General features: G+C 69.1%; 17 protein-coding genes and 1 pseudogene. 13 read left to right on the top strand and 5 right to left on the bottom strand.

All coding sequences use genetic code 11. The annotated features are described in order from the left end of the window. Positions 1 to 206: 206 nt before the first annotated feature. The 4 genes from EER30_RS27765 (at position 207) to EER30_RS27750 (ending at position 5,253) form a co-directional block, all read left to right on the top strand. A complete protein-coding gene (locus tag EER30_RS27765; RefSeq protein WP_127503551.1) occupies positions 207 to 1,571 on the top strand; it encodes a UDP-glucose dehydrogenase family protein in 1,365 nt (454 codons plus the stop codon). Between the two features lie 285 nt (positions 1,572 to 1,856). Next, positions 1,857 to 3,230 carry an ABC transporter substrate-binding protein gene (locus EER30_RS27760; protein WP_127503550.1) on the top strand — a complete coding sequence of 458 codons (1,374 nt, stop codon included), beginning with the start codon at positions 1,857 to 1,859 and terminating at the stop codon, positions 3,228 to 3,230. Positions 3,231 to 3,400: 170 nt separating this feature from the next. Continuing rightward, positions 3,401 to 4,342 carry a carbohydrate ABC transporter permease gene (locus EER30_RS27755; protein ID WP_127503583.1) on the top strand — a complete coding sequence of 314 codons (942 nt, stop codon included), beginning with the start codon at positions 3,401 to 3,403 and terminating at the stop codon, positions 4,340 to 4,342. Further along, entirely contained in the window at positions 4,339 to 5,253 is a 915-nt protein-coding gene (locus tag EER30_RS27750) for a carbohydrate ABC transporter permease (RefSeq protein ID WP_127503549.1), read from the top strand. Before EER30_RS27755 ends, EER30_RS27750 begins: the two co-directional genes overlap by 4 nt. Positions 5,254 to 5,353: 100 nt before the next feature. Here the strand turns inward: EER30_RS27750 and EER30_RS27745 are convergent, their stop codons facing one another. Continuing rightward, on the bottom strand, positions 5,354 to 6,214 hold the full coding sequence (locus EER30_RS27745; RefSeq protein ID WP_127503548.1) for an SDR family NAD(P)-dependent oxidoreductase: 861 nt from the start codon (positions 6,212 to 6,214) through the stop codon (positions 5,354 to 5,356). 91 nt (positions 6,215 to 6,305) lie between these two features. Further along, positions 6,306 to 6,941 (bottom strand): TetR/AcrR family transcriptional regulator, encoded by a 636-nt coding sequence (locus EER30_RS27740; RefSeq protein ID WP_240670332.1) that lies wholly within the window; start codon positions 6,939 to 6,941, stop codon positions 6,306 to 6,308. A 57-nt stretch (positions 6,942 to 6,998) separates the two neighbouring features. Here EER30_RS27740 and EER30_RS27735 point away from each other — a divergent pair, with 57 nt between their 5' ends. Then, positions 6,999 to 7,478 carry a methyltransferase family protein gene (locus EER30_RS27735; protein ID WP_240670331.1) on the top strand — a complete coding sequence of 160 codons (480 nt, stop codon included), beginning with the start codon at positions 6,999 to 7,001 and terminating at the stop codon, positions 7,476 to 7,478. A gap of 112 nt (positions 7,479 to 7,590) precedes the next feature. On the opposite strand, the gene EER30_RS27730 is transcribed toward EER30_RS27735, so the two are convergent. Beyond that, entirely contained in the window at positions 7,591 to 14,991 is a 7,401-nt protein-coding gene (locus tag EER30_RS27730) for a non-ribosomal peptide synthetase/MFS transporter (RefSeq protein WP_127503547.1), read from the bottom strand. Between the two features lie 253 nt (positions 14,992 to 15,244). Between EER30_RS27730 and EER30_RS27725 the strand changes: the two are divergent. After that, positions 15,245 to 16,186 (top strand): annotated as a pseudogene (locus EER30_RS27725) (pyridoxal-phosphate dependent enzyme); the annotation flags it as partial. A gap of 59 nt (positions 16,187 to 16,245) precedes the next feature. Beyond that, positions 16,246 to 17,508, top strand: coding sequence for a diaminopimelate decarboxylase family protein (locus EER30_RS27720; RefSeq protein WP_240670330.1), 1,263 nt, complete (start codon positions 16,246 to 16,248; stop codon positions 17,506 to 17,508). On the opposite strand, the gene EER30_RS27715 is transcribed toward EER30_RS27720, so the two are convergent. Next, complete coding sequence (locus tag EER30_RS27715; RefSeq protein ID WP_127503544.1) at positions 17,489 to 18,871, bottom strand: APC family permease; 1,383 nt, start codon at positions 18,869 to 18,871, stop codon at positions 17,489 to 17,491. The two genes, EER30_RS27720 and EER30_RS27715, sit on opposite strands and share 20 nt — an antisense overlap. Before the next feature lie 91 nt (positions 18,872 to 18,962). Here EER30_RS27715 and EER30_RS27710 point away from each other — a divergent pair, with 91 nt between their 5' ends. Next, complete coding sequence (locus EER30_RS27710; protein ID WP_127503543.1) at positions 18,963 to 19,382, top strand: universal stress protein; 420 nt, start codon at positions 18,963 to 18,965, stop codon at positions 19,380 to 19,382. A gap of 228 nt (positions 19,383 to 19,610) precedes the next feature. On the opposite strand, the gene EER30_RS27705 is transcribed toward EER30_RS27710, so the two are convergent. Beyond that, positions 19,611 to 20,111 (bottom strand): hypothetical protein, encoded by a 501-nt coding sequence (locus EER30_RS27705; RefSeq protein ID WP_127503542.1) that lies wholly within the window; start codon positions 20,109 to 20,111, stop codon positions 19,611 to 19,613. A gap of 224 nt (positions 20,112 to 20,335) precedes the next feature. Here EER30_RS27705 and EER30_RS27700 point away from each other — a divergent pair, with 224 nt between their 5' ends. The 5 genes from EER30_RS27700 to EER30_RS27680 all read left to right on the top strand — a co-directional run bounded on the left by EER30_RS27700 (position 20,336) and on the right by EER30_RS27680 (position 22,799). After that, positions 20,336 to 20,830 (top strand): DUF3558 family protein, encoded by a 495-nt coding sequence (locus EER30_RS27700; RefSeq protein ID WP_164842502.1) that lies wholly within the window; start codon positions 20,336 to 20,338, stop codon positions 20,828 to 20,830. 281 nt (positions 20,831 to 21,111) lie between these two features. After that, positions 21,112 to 21,450: a hypothetical protein gene (locus EER30_RS27695; RefSeq protein ID WP_127503540.1), complete on the top strand. Its 339-nt coding sequence runs from the start codon at positions 21,112 to 21,114 to the stop codon at positions 21,448 to 21,450. A gap of 17 nt (positions 21,451 to 21,467) precedes the next feature. Next, entirely contained in the window at positions 21,468 to 21,971 is a 504-nt protein-coding gene (locus EER30_RS27690; RefSeq protein ID WP_127503539.1) for a pyridoxamine 5'-phosphate oxidase family protein, read from the top strand. Between the two features lie 22 nt (positions 21,972 to 21,993). Then, positions 21,994 to 22,317 (top strand): ArsR/SmtB family transcription factor, encoded by a 324-nt coding sequence (locus EER30_RS27685; RefSeq protein WP_127503538.1) that lies wholly within the window; start codon positions 21,994 to 21,996, stop codon positions 22,315 to 22,317. Continuing rightward, positions 22,314 to 22,799: an SRPBCC family protein gene (locus EER30_RS27680; RefSeq protein WP_127503537.1), complete on the top strand. Its 486-nt coding sequence runs from the start codon at positions 22,314 to 22,316 to the stop codon at positions 22,797 to 22,799. The genes EER30_RS27685 and EER30_RS27680 overlap by 4 nt, the downstream gene beginning before the upstream one ends. The last annotated feature ends 159 nt before the right edge of the window (positions 22,800 to 22,958 follow it).

The following is a 22,958-nucleotide window of genomic DNA, read 5'->3' as shown; positions in this document are numbered from 1 at the left end:
TGGAAACTGTGCGTGACATTTGAACTCGTAAATAGCGACAACTCTAAGGAATGAACCGATAACCGTACGTCAGGGATTTGCACGACGTTTTTCTACGCTGTGTATCATTCGGCCGTGATTTCGGGAGCGGCACCGTGTACCTTCGGCCGGCACGACCGGTCGGCGTGGGCCGGATCCCCGTACCACCTGCGGTGGAGGAGCGTTTGATGAGGGTTTGCGTCGTCGGCACGGGCTACGTCGGTCTCACCACCGGGGTGAGCCTGGCCTTCCTGGGACACCAGGTGACCTGCGTCGACCTCGACCAGGAGAAGGTCGACATGCTGCGTGGCGGGCGCTGCCCGATCTACGAGCCCGGCATGGAGGAGCTGCTGGCCGAGGCCGCGCCCAACCTGACCTTCACCACCAGCTACGCCGAGGGCATCCCCGGCGCCGACGTGGTCTTCGTCGCGGTGCAGACCCCGTCGGCCGCCGACGGCAGCCCCGATCTGCGCTACCTGCGCTCGGCGGCCGAGAGCGTCGCCCAGAACCTCGACCACAGCTTCACCGTCGTGGTGAACAAGTCCACGGTTCCGATCGGCAGCGGCAACTGGGTCGACGCGATTCTGCGCGATTCTTTCGCCTCGCGCGACGACCGCCCGGCCGACTGTGAATTCTCGGTCGCGTCGAATCCGGAGTTCCTGCGCGAGGGCAACGCGATCCACGACACGCTTTTCCCCGATCGCATCGTCATCGGCTCCGACAATCCGCGCGCTCTCGAAGTGCTCAACCAGCTCTACCGGCCGCTGATCAACCAGACGTTCACGCCGCCGAGCTTCCAACCCCGGCCCGACGACACCACGGCCGTACCGCTGGTCTCGACCGACCTGGCCAGCGCCGAGCTGATCAAGTACGCGGCCAACGCCTTCCTGGCCCTGAAGATCAGCTACGTGAACGAGATCGGTCAGCTCGCCGGCAAGGTGGGCGCCGACATCACCGAGGTGGCCCGCGGTATCGGCCTCGACCAGCGCATCGGCTCGCGGTTCCTCGAGCCCGGCGTCGGCTGGGGCGGCTCCTGCTTCGGCAAGGACACCAAGGCGCTGATCGCCACCGCCTCGGAGTACAAGTACGACATGCCGATCGTGCAGGCCGCGCAGGACGTGAACCAGCGCCAGCGCGAGATCGCGGTCGAGCGGCTGCAGAGCGAGCTGCGCATCCTCAAGGGCCGCAAGATCGGTCTGCTCGGCATCGCGTTCAAGCCCAACACCGACGACCTGCGCGACTCGCCGGCGCTCGACATCGCGGGCCTGCTGCTCGCCCGCGGCGCCCGGGTCAAGCTGCACGACCCGATCGCCGGCGAGCGCTTCCGCCGCGAGTACCCCGACATGGCCGGGCACCTGAGCGAGACCCTCGACGGCGTCTTCGACGACTGCGACGCGGTCGTGCTGGTGACCAAGTGGGCGCAGTACCTCGAGCTCGACTGGGGCAAGTTCGTCGGCCTCATGCGCACGCCGATCGTCCTCGACGGCCGCAACGTGCTCGACCCCGAGCGCATGGCCCGCCTGGGCTACAAGTACCTCTCGATGGCCGGGTAGACCCACCTCCACCGATCAGGCCACCCCGCCTCGGATATTCGTCGATATCCGGGGCGGGGTGGCCTGTTTGACGCTAGGTTCCCAGTGAGGCGCTTTTTGGGGCCTGACCAGCAGCTCTACCTTAACCGGTTAAGGTCACCGGAGCAGCGACGCCGTATCGTTACCGAGTCGATCAAGCGGAAATCATTGCGCAACGTGCCGGTTACCTCTTGACTGTGATCCAAGTAGCGCTTCGGACGGCGACGTCTCCGGACGTCGGAAGCGCGATTTGACATAGGGAGCGGTATGTTCGGTCAACCTACGAGTCCGCGTCTTCGGGCCGCACTCGCCGGCACGATGAGCGCGGGCCTGATCTTCGGCCTCGCCGCGTGCGGCGGCGGCGACGATTCCGATAGCGCCGGCGGCACGGACGCATCCGCGTCGGCCATCGACTGTGCGCCATACACCAAGTTCGGTGACATCAAGGGCAAGACGGTCACCATTTACACGGGCATCGTGACGCCCGAGGACAAGCCCCACATCGATTCCTACAAGCCCTTCGAGGCTTGCACGGGCGCGACCATCAAGTACGAGGGCGACAAGGCCTTCGAGACCCAGATCCTGGTGCGCGCCAAGGCCGGCAACCCGCCGGACCTGGCCATCGTGCCCCAGCCGGGCCTGGTCAAGCAGCTCGTCGCGACCGGCAAGGCCGTGCCGGCCCCCGAGGAGGTGTCGGCCAACGTCGACAAGTTCTGGGACAAGGCCTGGAAGGGCTACACCACGATCGACGGCAAGTTCTACGGCGCCCCGCTGGGCGCGAGCGTGAAGTCGCTGGTGTGGTACTCGCCGTCGGAGTTCAAGGACGCCGGCTACACCGTGCCGACCACGCTGGCCGAGCTGCAGGCGCTCAGCGACAAGATGGTGGCCGACGGCAAGAAGCCGTGGTGCGCCGGCATCAGCAGTGGTGACGCGACCGGCTGGCCGGTCACCGACTGGATGGAAGACTTCATGCTGCGGACCGCCGGTCCGGAGAAGTACGACGACTGGGTCAGCCACAAGATCCCGTTCAACGGTCCCGAGGCGACGACCGCGCTCGACGCCGTCGGCGGCTACCTGAAGAACGACAAGTACGTCAACGGCGGTCTCGGCGACGTCAAGAGCATCGCGACGACCACGTTCCAGGACGCGGGCCTGCCCATCGTCGACGGCAACACCTGCTCCCTGCACCGCCAGGCCAGCTTCTACGCGGCCAACTTCCCCAAGGACGTCAAGGTGGCCGAGGACGGCGACGTCTTCGCGTTCTACCTGCCCGGCCCGGACGCCAACACCAAGCCGGTGCTCGGCGCGGGCGAGTTCGTGGTGGCCTTCAACGACCGCCCCGAGGTCAAGGCGTTCCAGACCTACATCTCCTCGGACGTGTGGGCCAACACCAAGGCGAAGCTCTCCTCGGGCTGGGTCACGGCCAACAAGGGTCTCGACCCGAACAACCTGACCAACCCGATCGACAAGCTCGCCGGCACCATCCTGCTCGACCCGAAGGCGACGTTCCGCTTCGACGGCTCCGACCAGATGCCGGCGGCCGTGGGCTCCGACGCGTTCTGGAAGCAGGCGACGAGCTGGATCACCGGCCAGGACACCAAGACCACCCTGGACAACATCGAAAAGGCGTGGCCGAAGTAGTTCGACAGCGTTAAACCGGGGCCGGTCGGAGCAATCTTTCCGGCCGGCCCCGAACCTCTCTCCTTTCCAGCGCACAAGGAGGTCCGGGCCGCGTGTCTAACACCGCCTCCACCACCCTCGCTTTCTTCCCGTTCGATACGGCGACGAACACCGGCGAGAAGGTCGTCCAAATGCTCATGGCGCTGCTGCTTTTCGCAGCCGTCATGGGCGTGATCCTTTTCTTCGCCGGGCGATTCGGCGGCAGACGCGGGGACAAGGTCGTCGCGTATCTCTACCTGTTGCCGGCGATCCTGTTGCTCGCGGTCGGTCTCGTCTACCCGGGCCTCCGCACCATCTACCAGTCCTTCTTCGACGCCGCGGGCACCGCGTTCATCGGCCTGGACAACTACGGCACGATCTTCACCGACAACGATCAGCTCCGCGTGCTGGGCAACACGGTGATCTGGGTGGCCATCACCCCGTTCGTGGCGACGGCGATCGGCCTGATCTACGCGATCCTGGTCGACAAGTCGCGGTACGAGTCGTTCGCCAAGGCCCTGATCTTCCTGCCCGTGTCGATCTCGTTCGTGGCCGCGGCCGTGATCTGGAAGTTCGTCTACGAGTACCGCCCCGACCAGGGCAATGTTAAGCAGATCGGCCTCGTGAACCAGATCATCGTCTGGCTCGGTGGCAAACCTCAGCAGCTGCTCATCGAGTCGCCGCTGAACACGTTCCTGCTCATCATCGTGCTGATCTGGGTGCAGGCCGGCTTCGCCATGACGATCCTGTCGGCCGCGATCAAGGCGATCCCGGACGACATCATCGAAGCCGCCCGCCTCGACGGCGTCAGCGCCTGGAGCATGTTCCGCCAGATCACGCTGCCGAGCGTCCGGCCCACCGTCGTGGTCGTGCTGACCACGATCGGCATCGCGACCCTCAAGGTCTTCGACATCGTGCGGACGATGACCGGCGGCCAGTTCAAGACGAGCGTCGTGGCCAACGAGTTCTACAGCCAGACGTTCCGGGCCGACAACCAGGGCCTCGGCGCCGCGCTGGCGGTCCTGCTGTTCATCCTGGTCATCCCGATCGTCTGGTACAACGTCCGGACTCTTCGTCAGTCGGAGGCATCATGAGCACCGCCACTCCGGTGACGACCTCGGCCCCGCTCAAGGCCGAGCGGCCCAGCGCCGCGAAGATCGCCCGCAAGCGGCTCAGCTCGCCGTGGGCGTCGCTGGCCGCGATCGTACTCGCGGTGCTCTGGACGCTGCCGACGTTCGGCCTGCTGGTCTCGTCGTTCCGGCCCGAGCGCCAGATCAAGACGACCGGCTGGTGGACGTTCTTCAGCGACCCGACGACCACGTGGGACAACTACCGCGGCGTGTTCGGCGAGGAGGGCGGCGTCAACCTGGCCGGCTTCTTCGTGAACTCGCTGGTCATCTGCATCCCCGCGGTGCTCATCCCGATGACCATCGCGGCCCTGTCGGCGTACGCGTTCGCCTGGATCAACTTCCCGGGCCGCAACATCCTGTTCCTGGCCATCTTCGCCCTGCAGATCGTTCCGCTGCAGGTCACGCTGATCCCGCTGCTCGAGATCTTCGTGAACATCAAGCTGACCGGCACGTTCTGGACGTTGTGGATCTCCCATGCGACGTTCGCGCTACCCCTGGCGATCTATCTCCTGCACAACTTCATGCGTGAGATCCCCGCCGGCCTGATCGAGGCCGCCCGCGTCGACGGCGCCGGGCACGTCTCGATCTTCTTCAAGGTCATGCTGCCGCTGCTGACCCCCGCGCTGGCCGCGTTCGGCATCTTCCAGTTCCTCTGGGTCTGGAACGACCTGCTCGTCGCCCTGGTCTTCGCCGGCGGCGGCGACGAGGTAGCCCCGATCACCCTGCAACTGGCCAACCTGAGCGGCACGCGTGGAACGGCCTGGCAACTGCTCTCCGCAGGCGCCTTCGTCTCCATCATCGTGCCCGTGACGGTGTTCCTGCTGCTGCAGCGCTACTTCGTCCGAGGCTTGCTCGCCGGTAGCGTCAAAGGCTGACCCGCTCCACAAGGAGGGGCCGCGTCCACGTCCGGACGCGGCCCCTCCTCATTTCGTGCGGCGTAGGTCCAGTACCCGGTCTCGCGGACAGCACCCGGGGTCAGGCCGGGTCCTTGGGGAGGTCCACGGGGTAGTCCTCGGCGAAGTCGGCCGAGCGGCTGACCGCGGCCCACTCCGCTGCCTGGTCGAGCTGGCTCCGCGAGTAGTCCTGGGCCCGGTCGACCGCGCCCGCGCCCAGCAGCAGGTGGGAGGGCAGGTGGCGGCGTTTCACGACGCGGACGAGGATCTCGGCGGCGCGGACCGGGTCGCCGGCGGTGAGGGCGGCCGCTTCGCGGAACCGGCCGAAAGCACCGACGGTCTCCTCGTATTCCGGTGGGATCTCGTCGACCCCCATCGAGGAACCGGCCCAGTCCGTGGCGAAGCCGCTGGGTTCGACGACCAGCGTGCGGATGCGGAAGGGCCGGACCTCGGCGGCCAGCACGCGGGTGAAGCCGTCCACGGCGAACTTAGCCGCCTGGTAGGAGCCGAGCCCGGGGGTGCCACCGACACGACCGCCGACCGACGAGAACTGAACGATCGTGCCGCCGCCCTGCGCCTTCATGACGGGCACGGCCGCGACGGTGACGTTGTAGACGCCCCAGAAGTTGGTGTCGAACTGATTGTGGAAGTCGTCAGCGAACTCGATCGGCGCGACGTTGGCGTAGCCCGCGTTGTTCACCACGACGTCGAGCCGGCCGAACCGGTCCACGGCCGCCGCGACCGCGTCCTCGGCGGCGAGTTCCTCGACGACGTCGAGCTCGACCGCCACCGACCTCTCCGGGTAGAGCTCGACCAGCTCGGAGAGGTCACTCGGCTTGCGCGCGGTGGCTACCACGTTGTCGCCCGCCTCCAGCGCGGCCGTCGCCAGCGCCCGCCCGAATCCCCGCGAGGAGCCGGTGATCAACCATGTCTGTGCCGCCATCCCCCCATCCGACCCCGGGCGTACGGACGGCGTCAGTGGCACAACCTCACGACGGAGGACGGCGAACAATGTGCAACCACCACTGCGCCGGTCAGCCGAGCAGCGCGGCCGAGACCGTGTCGACGTACCAGCGGTGGAAATGCTCCAAGGACCAGCCCCTGTCCCGTACGAGATAGTCGAAGTTGCGCACGTCCATCGCGAGCCACAGCACGTCGGTGACCGTGTCGGTCGTGTGGCCGGGGCGCAGCTGACCGGTTCCGATCAGCTCGGACGCGAACATCGCCATGCCGCGGCGGCGGTCGTCGAGATGCCGGCGCCAGATCGTGGCGGCCTCAGGATCGGCGGTGGCCGCGCCGGCCAGGGCCAGCATCACGCGCGACTGGCGCTGGTGGATCTCGATCAGATGCGTCGCGTACCGGGACAGTTTGCCGCGTACGTCGGGCAACGCCCGGATCTCGGCCACGAACGGGCGATCGGGCAGCGCCACCGGTTCGTCGTCGCCCGCGATCGTCACGTCGACCAGGGCCTCGAGCAGCGCCTTCTTGCTGCCGAAGACCTTGTAGACCGTCTGGATCGCGACCCCGGCCCGCTCGGCGACCGAAACCAGCGGGGTCGCCGCATATCCGGGTTCGACGAACAGGTCGGCGGCGGCGGCGAGGATGGCCCGGCGGGTCAGCCGCGCCTGCTCCCGGCGCCGGGACGACTCGTACGGACGCTTGACAACCACCCCGATAGCGTAGTCCTCTATTCGATAGAGTACTACTCTACCGAAGAGGTGATGGCCATGTCCCTTCCGACCGACGCCGACCGCGGCGCCCGCGTGAGTCCCGTTCCGCCGCCGCTCTACTACGTCGCCGGTTTCGTTGCCGGTCTGCTGCTGCACGCGGCGGCGCCGCTACCCCTCGGAGGCCGGCCCGGGACGATCGTGGCCGGGGCCGTCGTGGCGGCACTGGGCGTCGTGCTGACCGCCGGCGGCGTACGCGCGGTGATCCGCCACCGCACCACGATCGTTCCGCACCACCCGGTCGCCGCCCTGGTCACGACGGGTGCCTACCGGCTGTCGCGCAACCCGATGTACGCGGGCCTCGCCCTCCTCTACGTCGGTGGCGCGCTGCTGGCCGGGTCGTGGTGGCCGCTCGTCCTCCTGCCGTTGGCGCTCGCCGCCGTCCGCTACCTGGTCATCGGGCCCGAGGAGCGTTACCTGGCCGAACGCTTCGGAGAGGAGTACGACCGCTATCGCGCCGGCGTCCGCCGCTGGCTGTGACGGGCTTCGCGGCGGAGTGATCGGGTGGCACGGGGCCGGCGCTCGGCGGCTGAGTGATCGGGTGGCATGGGCCGGCGCTCGGCGGCTGAGTGTCGCCGAGCGCCGGAAGAAGTCACCGGGCGTGAGCGGCGAGCAGTTCGTCGGCCTGACGCTGGAGGGCGTCGCGGTCGCCCACCTCGGCCGGGGGCAGGGCGTCGGGCAGGGTGTCCTCGACGTGGTGGACGCTGCGGTTGAACCAGCCGCGGACGCACCAGGCGATCTGCAACAGGCCGCTGAGCAGCACCAGCAGGGCCAGGCTGCGGCCCTCCCCCGTACCGAGGAAGGAACCGGCCAGTGCGCCGCCCGGCGCCAGCAGGGGCTCGACGAAGCGCTCGGCCAACGGACCGACGATCAGGTAGCCGATCGGCATGGTGAGCATCATCAGGGTGATGAAGACGGCCAGGACGCGGCCCTGCAGATCGAAGCCGACCTTGTTCTGGACGACGGCGATCCAGTGGGACTCGGCCAGCACCTCGCCGAAGGTCAGCAGGAACATGCCGATGACCGCGGTCGTGACGGAGCCGCCGGCGCCGATGACGGTCATGCCCAGGCTGGACACGCCCATGAAGATGATCATTCCGGAGGCGCGGCGGGCGGTGCCGCCCCACAGGGTCATGAGGACGGCGCCGGCCAGGCCGCCGATGCCACCGGCGCTGAGGACGGCGCCGAGGGCCAGCGGGGAGTGTTCGATCAGCAGGAGCGGGGTGATGACGGCGAAGCCGAGCGTGTAGAGGACGTGGTCGACGACGAAGTAGCGCAGCACGGCGCGCAGCGACGGGCGGTGGCTCAGGTAGCGCCAGCCGGCCGCGATCTCCTCGCGGAACGGCTCGTCGCGCCGGCGCCACTGGCTGTTCGGGAAGCGGACCCACAGCAGGGTGAGCACGCCGGTGAGGAACGAGGCGACGTCGATGACCAGTACGCCGGTGAGGCCGACCACGCCGAACAGGGCCGCGCCGAGCATGGGGGCGAACGTGACGCCGGCGGCGACGCCGAGCTGGGTGATGCCGACCGCGTGGCCGAGGTAGCGCTTAGGGACGAGCTGGGAGACGGCGGCCAGGTAGGCGGGCCGTTGGAACGCGCCGGCGATCGAGGTGACCGACACGGCCAGATACAGATGCCATTCCTGTACGGTCCCCGCCAGCATGACGGCGATGACGGCGCCCATGGCCAGGGCCGCGGAGAGGTCGCTGACCAGCATGACGCGGCGACGGTCCCAGCGGTCGGCGACCGCACCCGCCAAGGGACCGGCGAGGATGCCGGGGAGCAAGCCGATCGCGCTGAGCACGGCGAACTGGGTCAGGGAGCCGGTGCGCTGATAGACCCAGATGCTCAGGACCAGCGAGCTGAGACCGCTGCCGATCATCGAGACGAACTGGCCGAGCGCGACGACGCCGAAGCGGCGCACGCTGGGCCGTACGGGGGAATCTTGCGGCAGTGGTGAGAGCGGCGGGGTTTCGTCGCGCGGCGCGCCGAGATCGACGAGCACGGCGGACAGTTCGTCGGCGTGGGACTTGATGAAGAAGTGGCCGGCGTTGGGCAGCACCGCCAGGCTCACGTCGCCCGCGAAGTGCTCCCACTCGAGGTAGCGCTCCTGGTAGTGGTCGGTCACCCGGTCACGCTGGCCGATCACGCTGACCACGGGCGCCTTCAGCAGGGTCGGGGCCTTCTCCCGGTACGCCGCTGAGAAGTATTCCTCCGCGTCCTGCTCGTCATGCTTGACGTTGCGAACGACGAAAGCCTGCTCGGCCGGGTCGTCGACGTCGGTGAAGCCGCCACGGCCGCGCAGATATTCGATGTACTCGCGCTTCGAGCCCATCCGTTGCAGGCGGGTGAACCAGTCGAGGATCGGGCCCGACAGGCGGGCGGTGGGCAGGCCCGCGCCGAGGCCCACGCCGGCGAGGTCGATCCCGGCCGCCTCGGCCCGGCGAGCGATCTCGACGGTGATGGCGACGCTGAGGCAGTGGCCGTAGAGCACGATCGGGCCGGAGAGCGTACGCATCTCAGCGACGACGCGTTCGGCCACGCGCGACGCGGATTCGAGCGGCTCGAAGGGGCGGTTGCGGTCGTGGCCGGGCAGTTCGACCGCGTGCAGCGCCCAGGACGACGGGAGCGCGTCGGCCAGCGGCTGGTAGGCGATGGCCGAGCCACCCGAGTACGGGACGGCGACGACGGTCCGGCCGCCCGCGGCGACGTCGGACTCGCGCCGGGTGAGCCGGTAGAGCAGCGGCCGTTCACCGGTCGCGGCGACGCCTCCCGCGGTGCCGCCCTCCACAGCCGGGTGCCGCTCGTCCAGGAGCGCGGCCAGGCCTCGTACGGTCGGATTCTGGTAGAGGTCCACGAGGGACGGTGCGGGGTCGATGCGGCGAACCAGTTTGACGGCGGCGAACGAGTCACCGCCGACGGCGAAGAAGTTGTCGTCGATGCCGAGCTCCTCCAGGGCCAGTTCGGCGCACCAGGCCTCAGCGAGGCGCTTCTCGGTGGGCGTACGGGGGGCTGTTCTGACCAGGCCCCCGTCGTCAGGCGGGGCGGGCAGGCGGTTGCGGTCGATCTTGCCGTTGGGGCTCAGGGGCAGAGCATCGAGGAAGACGACGCGGGCCGGGACCATGTGGGTCGGCAGCACGGCGGCCAGGGCGTCGCGCACGCCCTGCTCAGCGCGGACGGCTCCGGCAGCGGCCCCGGCTCCGGCTCCGGCAGCGGCAGCGGCTCCGGCAGCGGCCCTGGCACCGGCCCCGGCAGCGGCTCCGGCGCGTGTGACCACGTACCCGAGAAGCTGGGTCAGACCCGACGGGCCCGGACGCACCGTGGCCGCGCAGGACGCGACGCCCGGCAGCGCGCCGAGGGCCGCTTCGACCTCGCCCAGCTCGACCCGGTAGCCATTGATCTTGACTTGGTCGTCGAGGCGGCCGAGGAAGTCGATCAGACCGTCGCGGTGATAGCGGGCGGCGTCGCCGGACTTGTACATGCGCGCGTCGCCGCCGGCGAACGGGTCGGCCACGAAACGCTCGGCGGTGAGTTCGGGCCGGTCGAAGTAGCCGGTGGCTACGGCGAGACCGCCCAGATAGAGCTCGCCGATCACGCCGGGCGGCACGGGACGGCGGTGCTCGTCGAGCACGTAGACTCGGCAGTTGGGAAACGGGCGGCCGATCGGCAGCGGCGCCTCGTCGGGCAGATGGTCGACCGAGCCGTCGAAGTAGGTGCTGTCGGCCGTCCCCTCGGTCACGCCGTACGCGTTGATCACGCGGTTGCCCGGCCCGACCAGCGCGCGGGCCCGCCGGAACTCGCCGACGTGCCACTTCTCGCCGCCGCAGATCAGCAGGCGTACGAAGCTGAGGTCGGCGCCGGTGTCCTCGACGTGTTCGAGCAACATACGTAGGACGGCCGGCACAAGTTCGGTACAGCGGACCTGTTCGGTGCGCATTAACGCGTAGAACTCGGACGGATCCAGCAGAGTTTCGCGCGGAACGACGACAAGTCGCCCGCCGGTGCACAGCGCGCGGAACGTCTCGCACACGAACATGTCGAACGAGAAGCTGGCCTGCTGCTGATAGGTCCACTCGGGACGCAGGTCGTAGGCGCGCTGCCACATGCGCACGGCGTGCACCAGGTTGCCGTGGCTGACGACGACGCCTTTAGCGCGGCCGGTCGAGCCCGAGGTGTACATGACGTACGCCGGGTCGTCCGGGCCGTTGACGAGGGGCGGATCAGTATCGGGGAATGCATCGGCGTCATCGGGCGACAGCACATCGGGAGATGCCGCGCCGGTCGCTCCTCGCGAGCCGGGAGATGACGTTACGCCGGGAGATGCCGCCGCTTCCGAAACGGGCGGCCGGGTGATGTCGCCGGCGTCCGGGAGCCGCGTGACCAGGACGCGGGAACGGCTGTCGGTCAGCATGTAGTGCAGGCGGTCCACAGGGTAGGCCGGGTCGAGCGGCACGTAGGCGGCGCCGGCCTTGAGGACGCCCCACATCACCACGAACAGTTCGATGCCGCGGTCGAGGCAGATCGCCACCCGGTCGCCGGGCACGACACCGCGGTCACGCAGCGCCCAGGCCAGCCGGTTCGCGCGGGCGTTCAGGGTTCGATAATCGATAGTCGATCCGCGATGGGTAAGCGCGGGGGCGTCCGGGGTGGTCACGGCGATGTGCTCGAGGAACTGCTGGACCGCGAGCTCGCCGGTGAGCTCGAACGCGGTGTCGTTCCATTGCCGCGTGATCAGGTCCTGCTCGTCGGGGGCCAGCATCGGCAGCTCGGCCACGGGCGTTCGCGGCTCGCTGACGCCGGCCGTGACGAGCGCGAGCAGGTGATGGGTCAGCGCCTCGATGCGGTCGCGGTCGTAGAGTTCGGTGGCGTAGTCGACGTTGAGCACAGCGCCGTCGGCCGTCAGATCCAGGCCGATCGTGAGGTGGTCCATCGTGGTGCTCGGGCCGGTGTCGCCGATGTAGCGCAGTTCGCCCGCCTCGTCGTGCGGCGTGTTGTGCACGATCAGGACGACAGGTCCGAGGCCGGTGCTGCCCTGCAGGTTCCGACGGCCGCTGGCGGCGAGGATGCCGGGCAGGGCCAGGTCCTGGTGCTCGAGGTCGGCGGTGACAGCCTTTCCCGTACGGGAGAGCAGGTCTTCGAAACCGCCGTCGACCACACCCCGTACGGGAAGGACGTTGATCGCCATGCCGAGATGGCCCTCGAGGGCGGGGTCGGTGCGGCCGGCGACGGTGGCGAGCACGGTCACGTCGCGCTTGCCGGTGTAGCGGTGCAGCAGCGTCTGGAGCCCGGCCAGCAGCAGCACGAAGAGGCTGGAACGGTTCTCGCGCGCGTGGCGGTCGAGGTCGGCCACGTCGATCGGCCGGGTCAGGCGGGCGGCGGTGTAGACGGGCGTGGCGGGGCGGGGGCGGTCGGTGGGCAACGCGACGTCGAGGTCGACGCCGTCGAGGCGGTCCCGCCAATAATCGGCAGACGTGTCCGCCGCCTGGCGTGCGCGCAGGTCGAGCAGGGGGGCGCGGTGCGGTGCCGGGGTGCCGCCGCCGGCGATCGTACGGTAGAGGTCGCCCAGCTCGCCGCCGAACACCCCGGCCGACCAGCCGTCGAAGACGAGGTGGTGCACGACGAGCAGCAGTTCGTCGCCGGTCACGTGGACGCGGGCCAGCGGGGCCGTGGCCAGGTCGAACGGTTCGCCGACGTTCGCGTCGCCCTCGATCAGCGGGACAGTGACGTCGGGCTCGACGACGAAGCACGGATCGTCGCCGACGACGGTGACGCGGGCGCGCAGCATCGGGTGCCGGCGGACCATCTCGTCCAGAGCCCGACGCAGTATGTCGAGACGCGGCGATCCGCCAAGCCGGTAGCGGATGCCCAGCGTGTGGACGGGCCGGTCGGCGCTGATCTGCTCGGCGATCCAGAACTCGCGCTGCAGAGCCGTCAGCGGCAGCGGAACGCTTTCGTCGTGGTTCGCCCAGCCATGGTCGGCCGCAGTGCCTTCGACACGGGACTCCACCGCGGCGGTCAGCGCGGGCAGGGTAGCCACGGAGTAGAGCTCGCTCAGCGTCATCGCGACGCCGAACTCGCGGCGGAGGGCGCTCAGCAGTCGAACGGCGACCAGCGAGTCGCCACCCGCGGCGAAGAAGTCGTCGTCGTCGCCGGGCAGCAGTGAGCGCCACAGGTCGGCCACTCCCCCGCCGTGCGTCTGCTCCTTGTTCGGGTTCGCAGCGGCGAGCGCGGCGCGGTCGTTCTTGCCCTGCGATGTACGAGGGAAGGACGCGTGCCGCACAAACGCGGCCGGCACGAGATAGGCGGGCAGATCGGCGGCCAGCAGGCGGCGGACGTCGGCGATGTCGCTGGTCGTCAGCAGGTGGGCGACCAGGCGGTCCTCGTCGCCGAGCACGACCGCGTCGGTCACGCCGGGCAGGCGGCGCAGCGCGGCCTCGACCTCGCCCGGCTCCACCCGGAAGCCACGGATCTTGAGTTGCCGGTCGAAGCGGCCCAGGTATTCGAGCTGACCGTCGGGACGCCACCGCACCCGGTCGCCCGTACGGTATTCGTCGCCTGACCCGAAGCGCTCGGCCGTCAGCTCGGGACGGCGCACATAGCCGCTCGCCACGAACGGCCCGCCGATGACCAGCTCACCGGCCTGACCCGCGGGCACGGGCGCGCCTTCGCCGTCGATCACCCGGCACTCGACATCGGCGAGCGGGTAGCCGATCGGCACCGGCCCGTCGCCCTCCCAGACGGTCAGGTCGGCCACCGACACCACGACCGTCGTCTCCGTGGGCCCGTACGTGTTCAGCAGTGTCACCCGCGAGCCGACGACCCGCTGCCAGTCGCGCACAGCCGACACCGACACCGCCTCGCCGCCGATGATGACCGTGCGCACGGATTCCGGCAGCACAGCCTCGCCGCGGTCGAGGGCCCCGAGAACTTCCAGCCAGTACGAGGTGGGCAGGTCGAGCACGGTCACGCCGAGATCGGCGCAGCGGCGCAGGAACAACTCGGCCCGGCTGATCATCTCGTCGTCGCGGATCACTACGGTCGCGCCCGCCGTCAGCGGTACGAAGATCTCTTCCACGCTCGCGTCGAAGCTGATCGGCGCGAAGTGCAGCCACCGATCCCGCGCGGTCACGGCATAGCGCTCGGCCGCCGCCGCGCAGAAGCTCGCCAGCGCCCGCCGCGGAACAAGCACCGCCTTAGGCCGCCCGGTCGACCCCGACGTGAAGATCGCGTAGGCCGGCGCGATCGTATCCGGCGCGAAGAACGCGTCGGCCGCGGCGGTCGTGTCCGGCGTGAAGAACGCGTCGGCCGGAGCCGTCGTGTCCGGCGGGAGTTCGGCAGAGTCATCTCCACCCAGCAGTTCCGCCAGCGAAACGACAGAACTGTCGCCTGACAACGTTGCCATGTCGGGGGCTTCGTCCGACAACTCTGCACTGTCTGCGTACTTGCCGGACAATGTCGGTGCGATTGCGGTCTGACTCGGCGGCTCGGTCTCGCCAGAAAACGCCGGAGCCGTCACTGCAAGTTCGGGCAGGCGCATCGCCGCCGTCCCCGAAAGCTCTGAACCCGCCGCTGGAAGTCCGGCCAGCAGCATGGTTGCCGTCCCGTTCGGCAGCGCGGGCACGGGGTAACTCTCGGACACCAGGATAAGGCGGGGTTCGACGTCGTCGACCATGTCGGCCAGCCGGGACGCCGGGTAGGACGGGTCGAACGGCACGTAGCCCGCGCCCGCCTCGAGGATCCCGAGCATCGCGACGATCGCCGCGCTCCCCCGGGGCATCGCCAGGCCGACCAGGTCGCCCTCCACGACGCCGGCCTCGCGCAGCGCCGACGCCACCCCGCCGGCGCTCGCCACCAGCTCGCCGTAGCTCAGCGACCCCTCGCCGGACGCGATCGCGACCGCCGAGGGGCGCGACCGGGCCTGCTCGTGGATGAGCGTGAGCGGATCCCGGGCGGCGACGGGGACGAGCGGTTCCGCGGCATCGACAATAGCCATGCCGCGAGACCCTCAAGAACAAAGTGGACCGCCAAATGAACGCAAGATGATCATGCAATTAAAGCGTGCGGAAGCAACCGCTTGCTGAACAGCAAGTGTCCTGACACAGAGTCGCGAAACCGCAGTTCCAGCAGCCCTGGCAGCGCGCAATTCCCATAGCCGAAACAGAGATTGGTGAACAGGGTATTTACGCAGAGCGAAGTATCAATATGGCTGTGGAGGAAAACCCGATCACCGTGTGACGATGCCCGGCATGCGTTTCGCCAGATCCATCGTCGAACTGATCGGGAACACCCCACTCGTCCAGTTGCAGCGGGTGGCCGCCCACGTCTCCCCGATGGTGCTCGCCAAGGTCGAATACCTGAATCCGGGCGGCTCGGTGAAGGACCGGGTCGCGATCCGGATGATCGAGGCGGCGGAGCGGGACGGGCGGCTGCGCCCGGGCGGCACGATCATCGAGCCGACCTCCGGCAACACCGGGGCCGGGCTCGCGCTGGCCGCGCACGGCAAGGGATACCGCTGCGTCTTCGTCTGCCCCGACCGGGTCAGCCGCGACAAACAGGACACACTGCGGGCGTACGGGGCTGAGGTCGTGGTCTGCCCTTCGACAGTCCCCCGCGAGCACCCCGACTCGTACCACTCGGTCAGCGACCGGCTCGCACGCGAGATCGACGGCGCGTGGAAGCCCGACCAGTACACGAACCCGGACGGCCCGGCCAGCCACGCCGCGACCACGGGACCGGAGATCTGGCGCGACACCGACGGCCGGGTCACCCATTTCGTGGCCGGGCTCGGCACCGGCGGCACGCTGAACGGCACCGGCCGCTATCTGCAGCGCATGGGACCCGTACGCGTGGTGGGTGTCGCCCCTGAAGGCTCGGTGTATGCCGGTGGGAACGGGCAGGGCTACCTCGTCGAGGGCATCGGGCAGGACTTCTATCCACTGACGCACGACCCGGCGGTGCCCGACGAGATCATCACGGTGAGCGACGCCGAGACGTTCGCGATGACCCGGCGGCTGGCCCGCGACGAGGGTCTGCTGGTCGGCGGATCGAGCGGCTCCGCCGTGGTCGGGGCGTTGCGGCTGGCCGAGCGGCTGAGCCCGTCCGACGTGGTGGTGGTGCTGCTGCCCGACAGCGGCCGCGGCTATCTCTCCAAGATTTTCAACGACGACTGGATGACCGTCCACGGCTTCGACGTGAACCAGCACGTCGCCGCCCTGGCCTGAGGACCGGAGACACCCCTGCCATGCCGATGAGTGACGACTTCGACCAGCGCCTGCGCGCGGTGCTGCCCGACGTGGCCCAGCGTTTCGGTACGCCGTTCTACCTCTACGACGCCGCCGGCATCGACGCGACGGGCACGACGTTCACCTCGGCCTTCGCCGGCATCGACTGCCGGGAGTACTTCGCGGTCAAGGCGCTGCCCAACCCGCACGTGCTGCGCCGGCTGCGAGCGCACGGCTTCGGGTTCGACTGCAGTTCGCTGCCCGAGATCGAGCTGGCCCGCGCGGCCGGTGCCGGCCCCGGCGACCTGTTCTTCACGTCGAACAACACGACGACGGCGGAGCTGCTGGCCGCGCTGGCCGCGGGCGCATTCGTCACGGTCGACGACGAGGTGGTGCTCGACCGGCTGATCGAGGCCGACGCGGTGCCGTCGTCGCTGGGCCTGCGGATCAACCCGGGTCAGCTCGCTCCGGACTTCGACAGCAAGCTGTTCGGGCATCCGCACACGGCGAAGTTCGGGATCCCCGTGGACCGGCTGGCCGCCGTGTGCGCGAAGGCCGCACGGCACGGCGTACGGTCGGTGGGCCTGCACATGATGATCGCGGCGAATTTCCGTACGGCCGAACCGACGCTCTTCGCCCTTGATCTGCTCGCGGAACAGGGGCAACGGCTCGGGGTGGAGGTCGCGCTGCTGAACGTGGGCGGCGGGTTCGGCATCCCGTACCGTCCGGGCGAGGAACATCTCGACCTGCCGGCGCTGGCCACGGCGATCCGCGAACGGGTGGCCGGGTGGCCCGCCGGATTCCGCCCGAGGATCTGCTTCGAGAACGGCCGCTACCTGACCGGCCCGCACGGGGTGCTGGTCACGCGCGTGATCAACCGCATGTCGAAGTGGCGCGAGGTCGTCGGCGTCGACACGACGGTGAACGCGCTGCTGCGCTCGGTCGTCTACGACGGCGTCTACCACCACGTGACCGCGCCGTTCGCCGACCCCCGCCGCACCGAGACGGTCGACGTGGTCGGCTCGCTCTGCACGAACATCGACCGGCTGGCCGTCCAGCGTGAGATCCCGGCCGTGACCGAGGGCGACCTGCTCATCGTTCACGACACCGGCGCTCACGTTCACGCGATGGCCTCGGTCTACAACGGACGCCTGCGCCCGAAGGAGCTCCTGTTGCACGCCGACGGCTCCGTCGAGCTGATCCGCCGCGCCGAGACCGAGGACGACTACTTCGCGACGCTGCGCTTCGAGCCCGAGATCCTGCCGGCGCTCATTTCCGCAGATTCGTAGGGTCGAGCGTGGTGTCCTCGTGGCGTACGCGGCGGTTGTAGAGCCACGTGATCAGCCACAGGACCACGCCGATGACGAGCAGGATGCCAGCGATGCGGTAGTCGGCCGCGGCCCGTCCGGAAAGTGGGCTGGCCAGGTAGGCGCAGACGATCGCGCCGATCACGGGGATCACGGTCGGGGCCTTGAAGTGCTTGTGCTCGACCGGGTCGCGGCGCAGCACCAGGACGGCGATGTTCACGACCGTGAACACGCAGAGCAGCAGCAGGGACGTGGTACCGCCCAGTGCGCCCAGGTCGGCGAACCAGATCAGGCCGAAGGCGATGACCGTGGTGAACAGGATGCCGACCCACGGCGTACGGCGGCCGGGGTGGACCTTGCCGAGAATGCGGGGAAGGACGCGTTCGTTGGCCATGCCGTAGAGGAGCCGGCTCGCCATCAGCATGTTGATCAGGGCGGAGTTGGCGACGGCGAACATCGTGATGAACGCGAAGATCCAGAGGGGGAAGGCAGACGCCCCGGCCTCTACGACCTTGAGCAGGGGCGCGTCACCCTCGCCGAGCTCGGCCGGTGAGACGAGAGCGACCGACGAGATCGAGACCAGCACATAGATGACCCCGGTGATGCAGAGCCCGGTCAGCATGACTTTCGGGAAGATGCGTACGGGATCCTTGGTCTCCTCGGCCATGTTCACCGAGTCCTCGAAGCCGACCATCGCGAAGAAGGCCAGCGCGGTGGCCGCGGTGACCGAGAAGAACGCGTTCTCACCGTCGGCCGACTGGAAGTCGGTGAGGCGCGACAGGTCGCCGTTGCCGCCGCCGAGCGCCCACGCGCCGATGCAGATGACGATCAGCAGACCGGTCAGCTCGACGCACGTGAGCAGCACGTTCAGCTTCACGCTCTCGCCCACGCCGCGGAAATTGATCAGACCGATGAGCACGATGAAGCCGAGCGCGATGGCGGTCAGCGCGAACCCGTCACCCAGAGTCAGGTCGAAAGCCTCGCCGAAATTCGACGCGAACGCCTTGGACGCGCTGGATGCGCTGGTCAGACCGGAGCACATCACGGCGAACGTGACGATGAACGTCAGGAAATGGATGCCGAACGCCTTATGGGTGTAAAGCGCCGCACCCGCCGCCCGCGGATACTTGGTGACCAGTTCGAGATAGCTGAACGCGGTGAGCAGCGCGACCAGGAACGCGATCAGGAACGGGAGCCAGACGGCCCCGCCGACCTCGGACGCCACCCGGCCCGTGAGCGCGTAGACGCCCGTACCCAGGATGTCGCCGACCACGAAGAGCAGCAGCAGCCCCGGGCCCATGACTCGCTTGAGGGAGGGTTCCTCACGTGTTGTGACGTCGGCCATAGAGCAAACACTCGTACAGATTGAGCCGTCTGTCGAGCTTTACGACCGCCGGAACTATCGACTGGTCGCGATCACCCGGTAACGTCGGGTGATGCGCATCGTCGTAGCCGCCAAGCCCGAAGCCGATCAGCCGTGGCTCGCCGACGCGGTCTCCGGCCTCGCGAAACAGACCGGCGCGTCGGTCGCGGTCGTCGCCGCCGACGCGGTCGAGCTCGAAAGGCTCGCCTCGGTGCCCCGCAGCGTCTTCGCCGACAAGGCCTACGCGGCAGCGACCTCACTGGCCCGCCGCCTCGCCGAAGCGGGGGTGGAGGCGAGCGTGACGGTGGTGCCGGGCCGGCCGGTGCCCGCGATCCTCGACTTCGCCAAGCAGCACAACGCCGACCTCATCGTCGTCGGCTCGAGCACCCGCCCCAAGGTCGCCGAGCGCCTCCTCGGCAGTGTCCCCCTCGACCTGATCAAACAGTCGGCCAAACCCGTCCTGGTGATCACCCACCCGGGCCATCCGGCCTGAGCAGCCTTCGCACCGCGCCCCGACAGACGTCCAGCCCGCCCGGCTCGGCACCGCGACCAACTCGCGCACGAATTCCGGCACGCCGTCCATCGGCCGCCGCAGCGCTAACGCTCACGGGAGGCGGACTCGAAAGCCTTCAGGAGGGCGGTCACGCCGGGGTGCATCGCCAGCCCCTCGCCGGCGGTGAAGGTGCGAAGTTCCGCGAGCATGTCGCTCGGGGCGGGACGCTCACGCGCCGCGACCGACGCCGCCGCCTTCCTGACGCGAGTCTCCGGCCGGCTCTGAGCCCGGCCGCGTCCAGGCCATGAAGAGGGTTGGGCGCGGGCGCGCGGGCATCCAGGCCTTGAACCGGCGTACGAAGCCACCGCCGGACCACGGCTCGAGGGCGTTGCCCGCGACCGGGTGCCAATCGGCGAGCGAGTCCATCAGGGCGTGGCTCTCGATCAGGTGGTAGATCGACGGGCTGACCTCGAGGAACGATCCGCCCTGGCTGACCCCGAACCGGCCGTCGACGTGAACCAGGAATCGTACGGGCGACGACACGCGCTCCCCGGCCCACCCGAAGCACCAGCCCACGGCCTCCCGGCGGATCCAGTCGTCGAGGTCGAAAGCCCAGACCCGGCTGGAATCCCAACGCTCTTGAGCGACCTGGACGCTGCGCCGGACCGTGTATCGCAGGCCGCCGAATCGAGCGGCGAAGCCCTCCCGCCGCAGGTCCATCTCGAACACGCCGCATTCGTCGGCCGGAAGAACCGGCTCGCGCCAGGCGGAACGCCTCAGGAATGCCCGGGCCCTCGGCGACAGGCCATAAGGATCATCGAGTACGTGCACATGGACTTCCCCGGTCGGTCAGCCACCATCCTATGCGTCCCGAACGGCTGAAGTTCGGGCTCCGGGCTCGACGCGGGGCGGGGGCGGCCTGGAACCTGGGACGCAAGCTAAGGGGGACGTCTTTGAAGCGCAGCGTCGGGGTGGTCGCGGCGGGGCTCGTTCTGCTGGCGGGGGCCGGGTGCGGCCTGGCCGGGCCGGCGGCGTCGGGAGCGCCCGAGGTGGCGGCCACCGGGCAGGCGCGCAGCGGGTTCGGGTCGGTGCGGGAGTCGGGGGCCATTCCCGATCCGTGCACGCTGTTGAGTCGCGACGAGGTCACGGCGCTGACCGGACGTGCGATCACCCGGATCGACGAGGACGGTGTCGCCGACGGGGAGTCCACCCGGTACTGCCAGTGGCAGCAGCCTGGCGGACAGCTCGACGTGTTCCTGTCGCGGACCACGGCCGAGGACTTCAAGGTGGTGACCGCTCAGGGCGAGTCCGTGGGTGAGGACGCCTTCTGGTGTTCGGGCCACCTCTACGTCCTCTACGGCACCGTCCAGATCGATGTCTACACGCGAGGCGGGGACGACCTCGCCGACGCCAAGAAAATCGCGGAGAGGCTCCTGCCCCGGGTCTGAGAACCGGTCTGAGAACCGGTCGGAAAAGTGCACTGTCGGCTTCCGGTCAACAGCGGGGCGCTGTCGACCGGGATGCGGCAGTGTTCCCTTTCGGATAGTTGAAAGCAACACCAAATCCGGGAAATGGCCGGACGGGTGGGGCGTTGGGACCGATCGCGGGCGATGCGGGTGGATCAGTCCGGTCACTTATCCATAACAGCGGATATGCAGAAGGTGACCGAGGCGTTTAGGTAGATCTCGCCCGGACATCGAGGCTCATAAACGGCGAAGGGATCATCCCGGTGGTTGACGCAGTGATTTACGTGCGGCCGGAGAACTACAGCGCGAGCGCTGCCCGGTGCCTCGACTACTGCGCCGCCCGCCGATACAACGTCGTCGGTCTGGTCCCGGGCGACTGGGACGCCGCCATGCGCATGCTGCGCGAGGGCACCGCCTCGGTCGTGGTGGTCTCGGCCGCCGAACACGTCGAGCACCGGCCGGGCGTCGAGATCGCGCCCAAGCCGTCGTCACGCCGCCGCGCCGGCGCCCGCGCGGCCGGCAACGCGGCACGAAGCCGCTGGTCGGGCGGCACCACGGAGACGACGGCGGAACCCGCGGCGGCCCGACACTACCGCTACTGAGCGGTTACCATCCGTGGATGAATGATCCGGTCGGCGAACTCGATCCCGCGTACAGCTCACCCGGCGCCACCGCCCGCCCCTGGTCCGATGTGGACCACACCCTGTCGTACGCCAAGATCTTCTGGCTCTCGACGGTGCGGGGCGACGGGCGCCCGCATGTGACCCCGCTCCCCGCGGTCTGGACCGACCGAAAGCTGCACTTCTGCACCGGCGCCGGTGAACAAAAGGCCAAGAATCTCGAGCGCAATGCGAACGTCGTGCTGACGACCGGCACGGAGAAGCAGGACGAGGGCCTCGACGTCGTGGTCGAGGGCCGCGCCGCCCGGGTCGACGACGATCAACGCTTGAGAACGCTCACGACGCTGTGGAAAGAGCGGCACGGCTGGGACTTCGAGGTGCGCGACGGCCTCTTCGTGCAGGGCGGCGAGCAGGAAGCCCTGGTCTTCGCGGTCACCCCGGCCAAGATCCTCGCGTTCGGCAAGGGCGAGCCGTACACCCAGACGCGCTTCCGCACGGCGTGATCGGCTGCTAACGTACAACCACATGGTTGTAGATCAGGGTGCCGACCGCGTGTTCCACGCCCTGGCCGACGCCACCCGCCGCGACATCCTGGCCCGGGTGATTCACGACGGCTGGTCCGTCTCGGCGCTGGCCTCGCGCTACCCGATGAGCTTCGCCGCGGTGCAGAAACACGTGGCCGTGCTGGAACGGGCCGGGCTCGTCACCAAGGAGCGCCGCGGCCGCGAGCAGGTCGTGCACGGCGAGGTCACCACCCTGCGCCGGGCCGCCGGGCTGCTCGGCGAGATCGAGGAGCTGTGGCGCCACCGGGTCCGCGGCATCGAGGACGTACTAGGGAGAGACACATGACTGTGCTGGACGTACGCCGCGACGAGGAGGCATTGACCCTCACCCTCGTCGCCGAGTTCGACGCGCCGCCCGCGCGGGTGTGGCAGGTATGGGAGGACCCGCGCCAGCTCGAACGCTGGTGGGGCCCGCCGACCTGGCCCGCCACCTTCGACCGGCACGAGTTCCGGCCCGGCGGCCGCTCCGCGTACTACATGACCGGGCCCGACGGCACCAAGGCGCACGGCTGGTTCGAGTTCACGCTGGTCGAGGCGCCGGACCGGCTCGAGTTCAACGACGGGTTCGCCGACCAGAGCGGCATGCCGACCGACACCATCGCGCCGACGCACGCCGTCGTCACGTTCGAGGCCGCCGGCGACGGCACGCGGATGACCGTACTGTCGCAGTTCACCAGCCTCGACCAGCTTCAGCAGATGGCGAAGATGGGCATGGAGGAGGGCCTGACCCTGGCCATGGGCCAGATCGACGACGTGCTCAAGGACTGACAGCGCCGAGGCCGCGGGCCGAACGGGGATCGCGGCAACGCTCCCTGGCCGGCCCGCGGCTCTCGTGCCGGTGAAGACCGGCCGGGGTCGGACACGCCAGGGCGGTGGGGGCGCGCCCGATGCAGGTCTACGGGTCAGTCTGCGCCACGAATGTTACGA

This window comes from Actinoplanes solisilvae (assembly GCF_003999975.1).
Taxonomy (GTDB): Bacteria; Actinomycetota; Actinomycetes; order Mycobacteriales; family Micromonosporaceae; genus Actinoplanes; species Actinoplanes solisilvae.
This window is presented reverse-complemented; position numbering and strand designations above follow the sequence as displayed.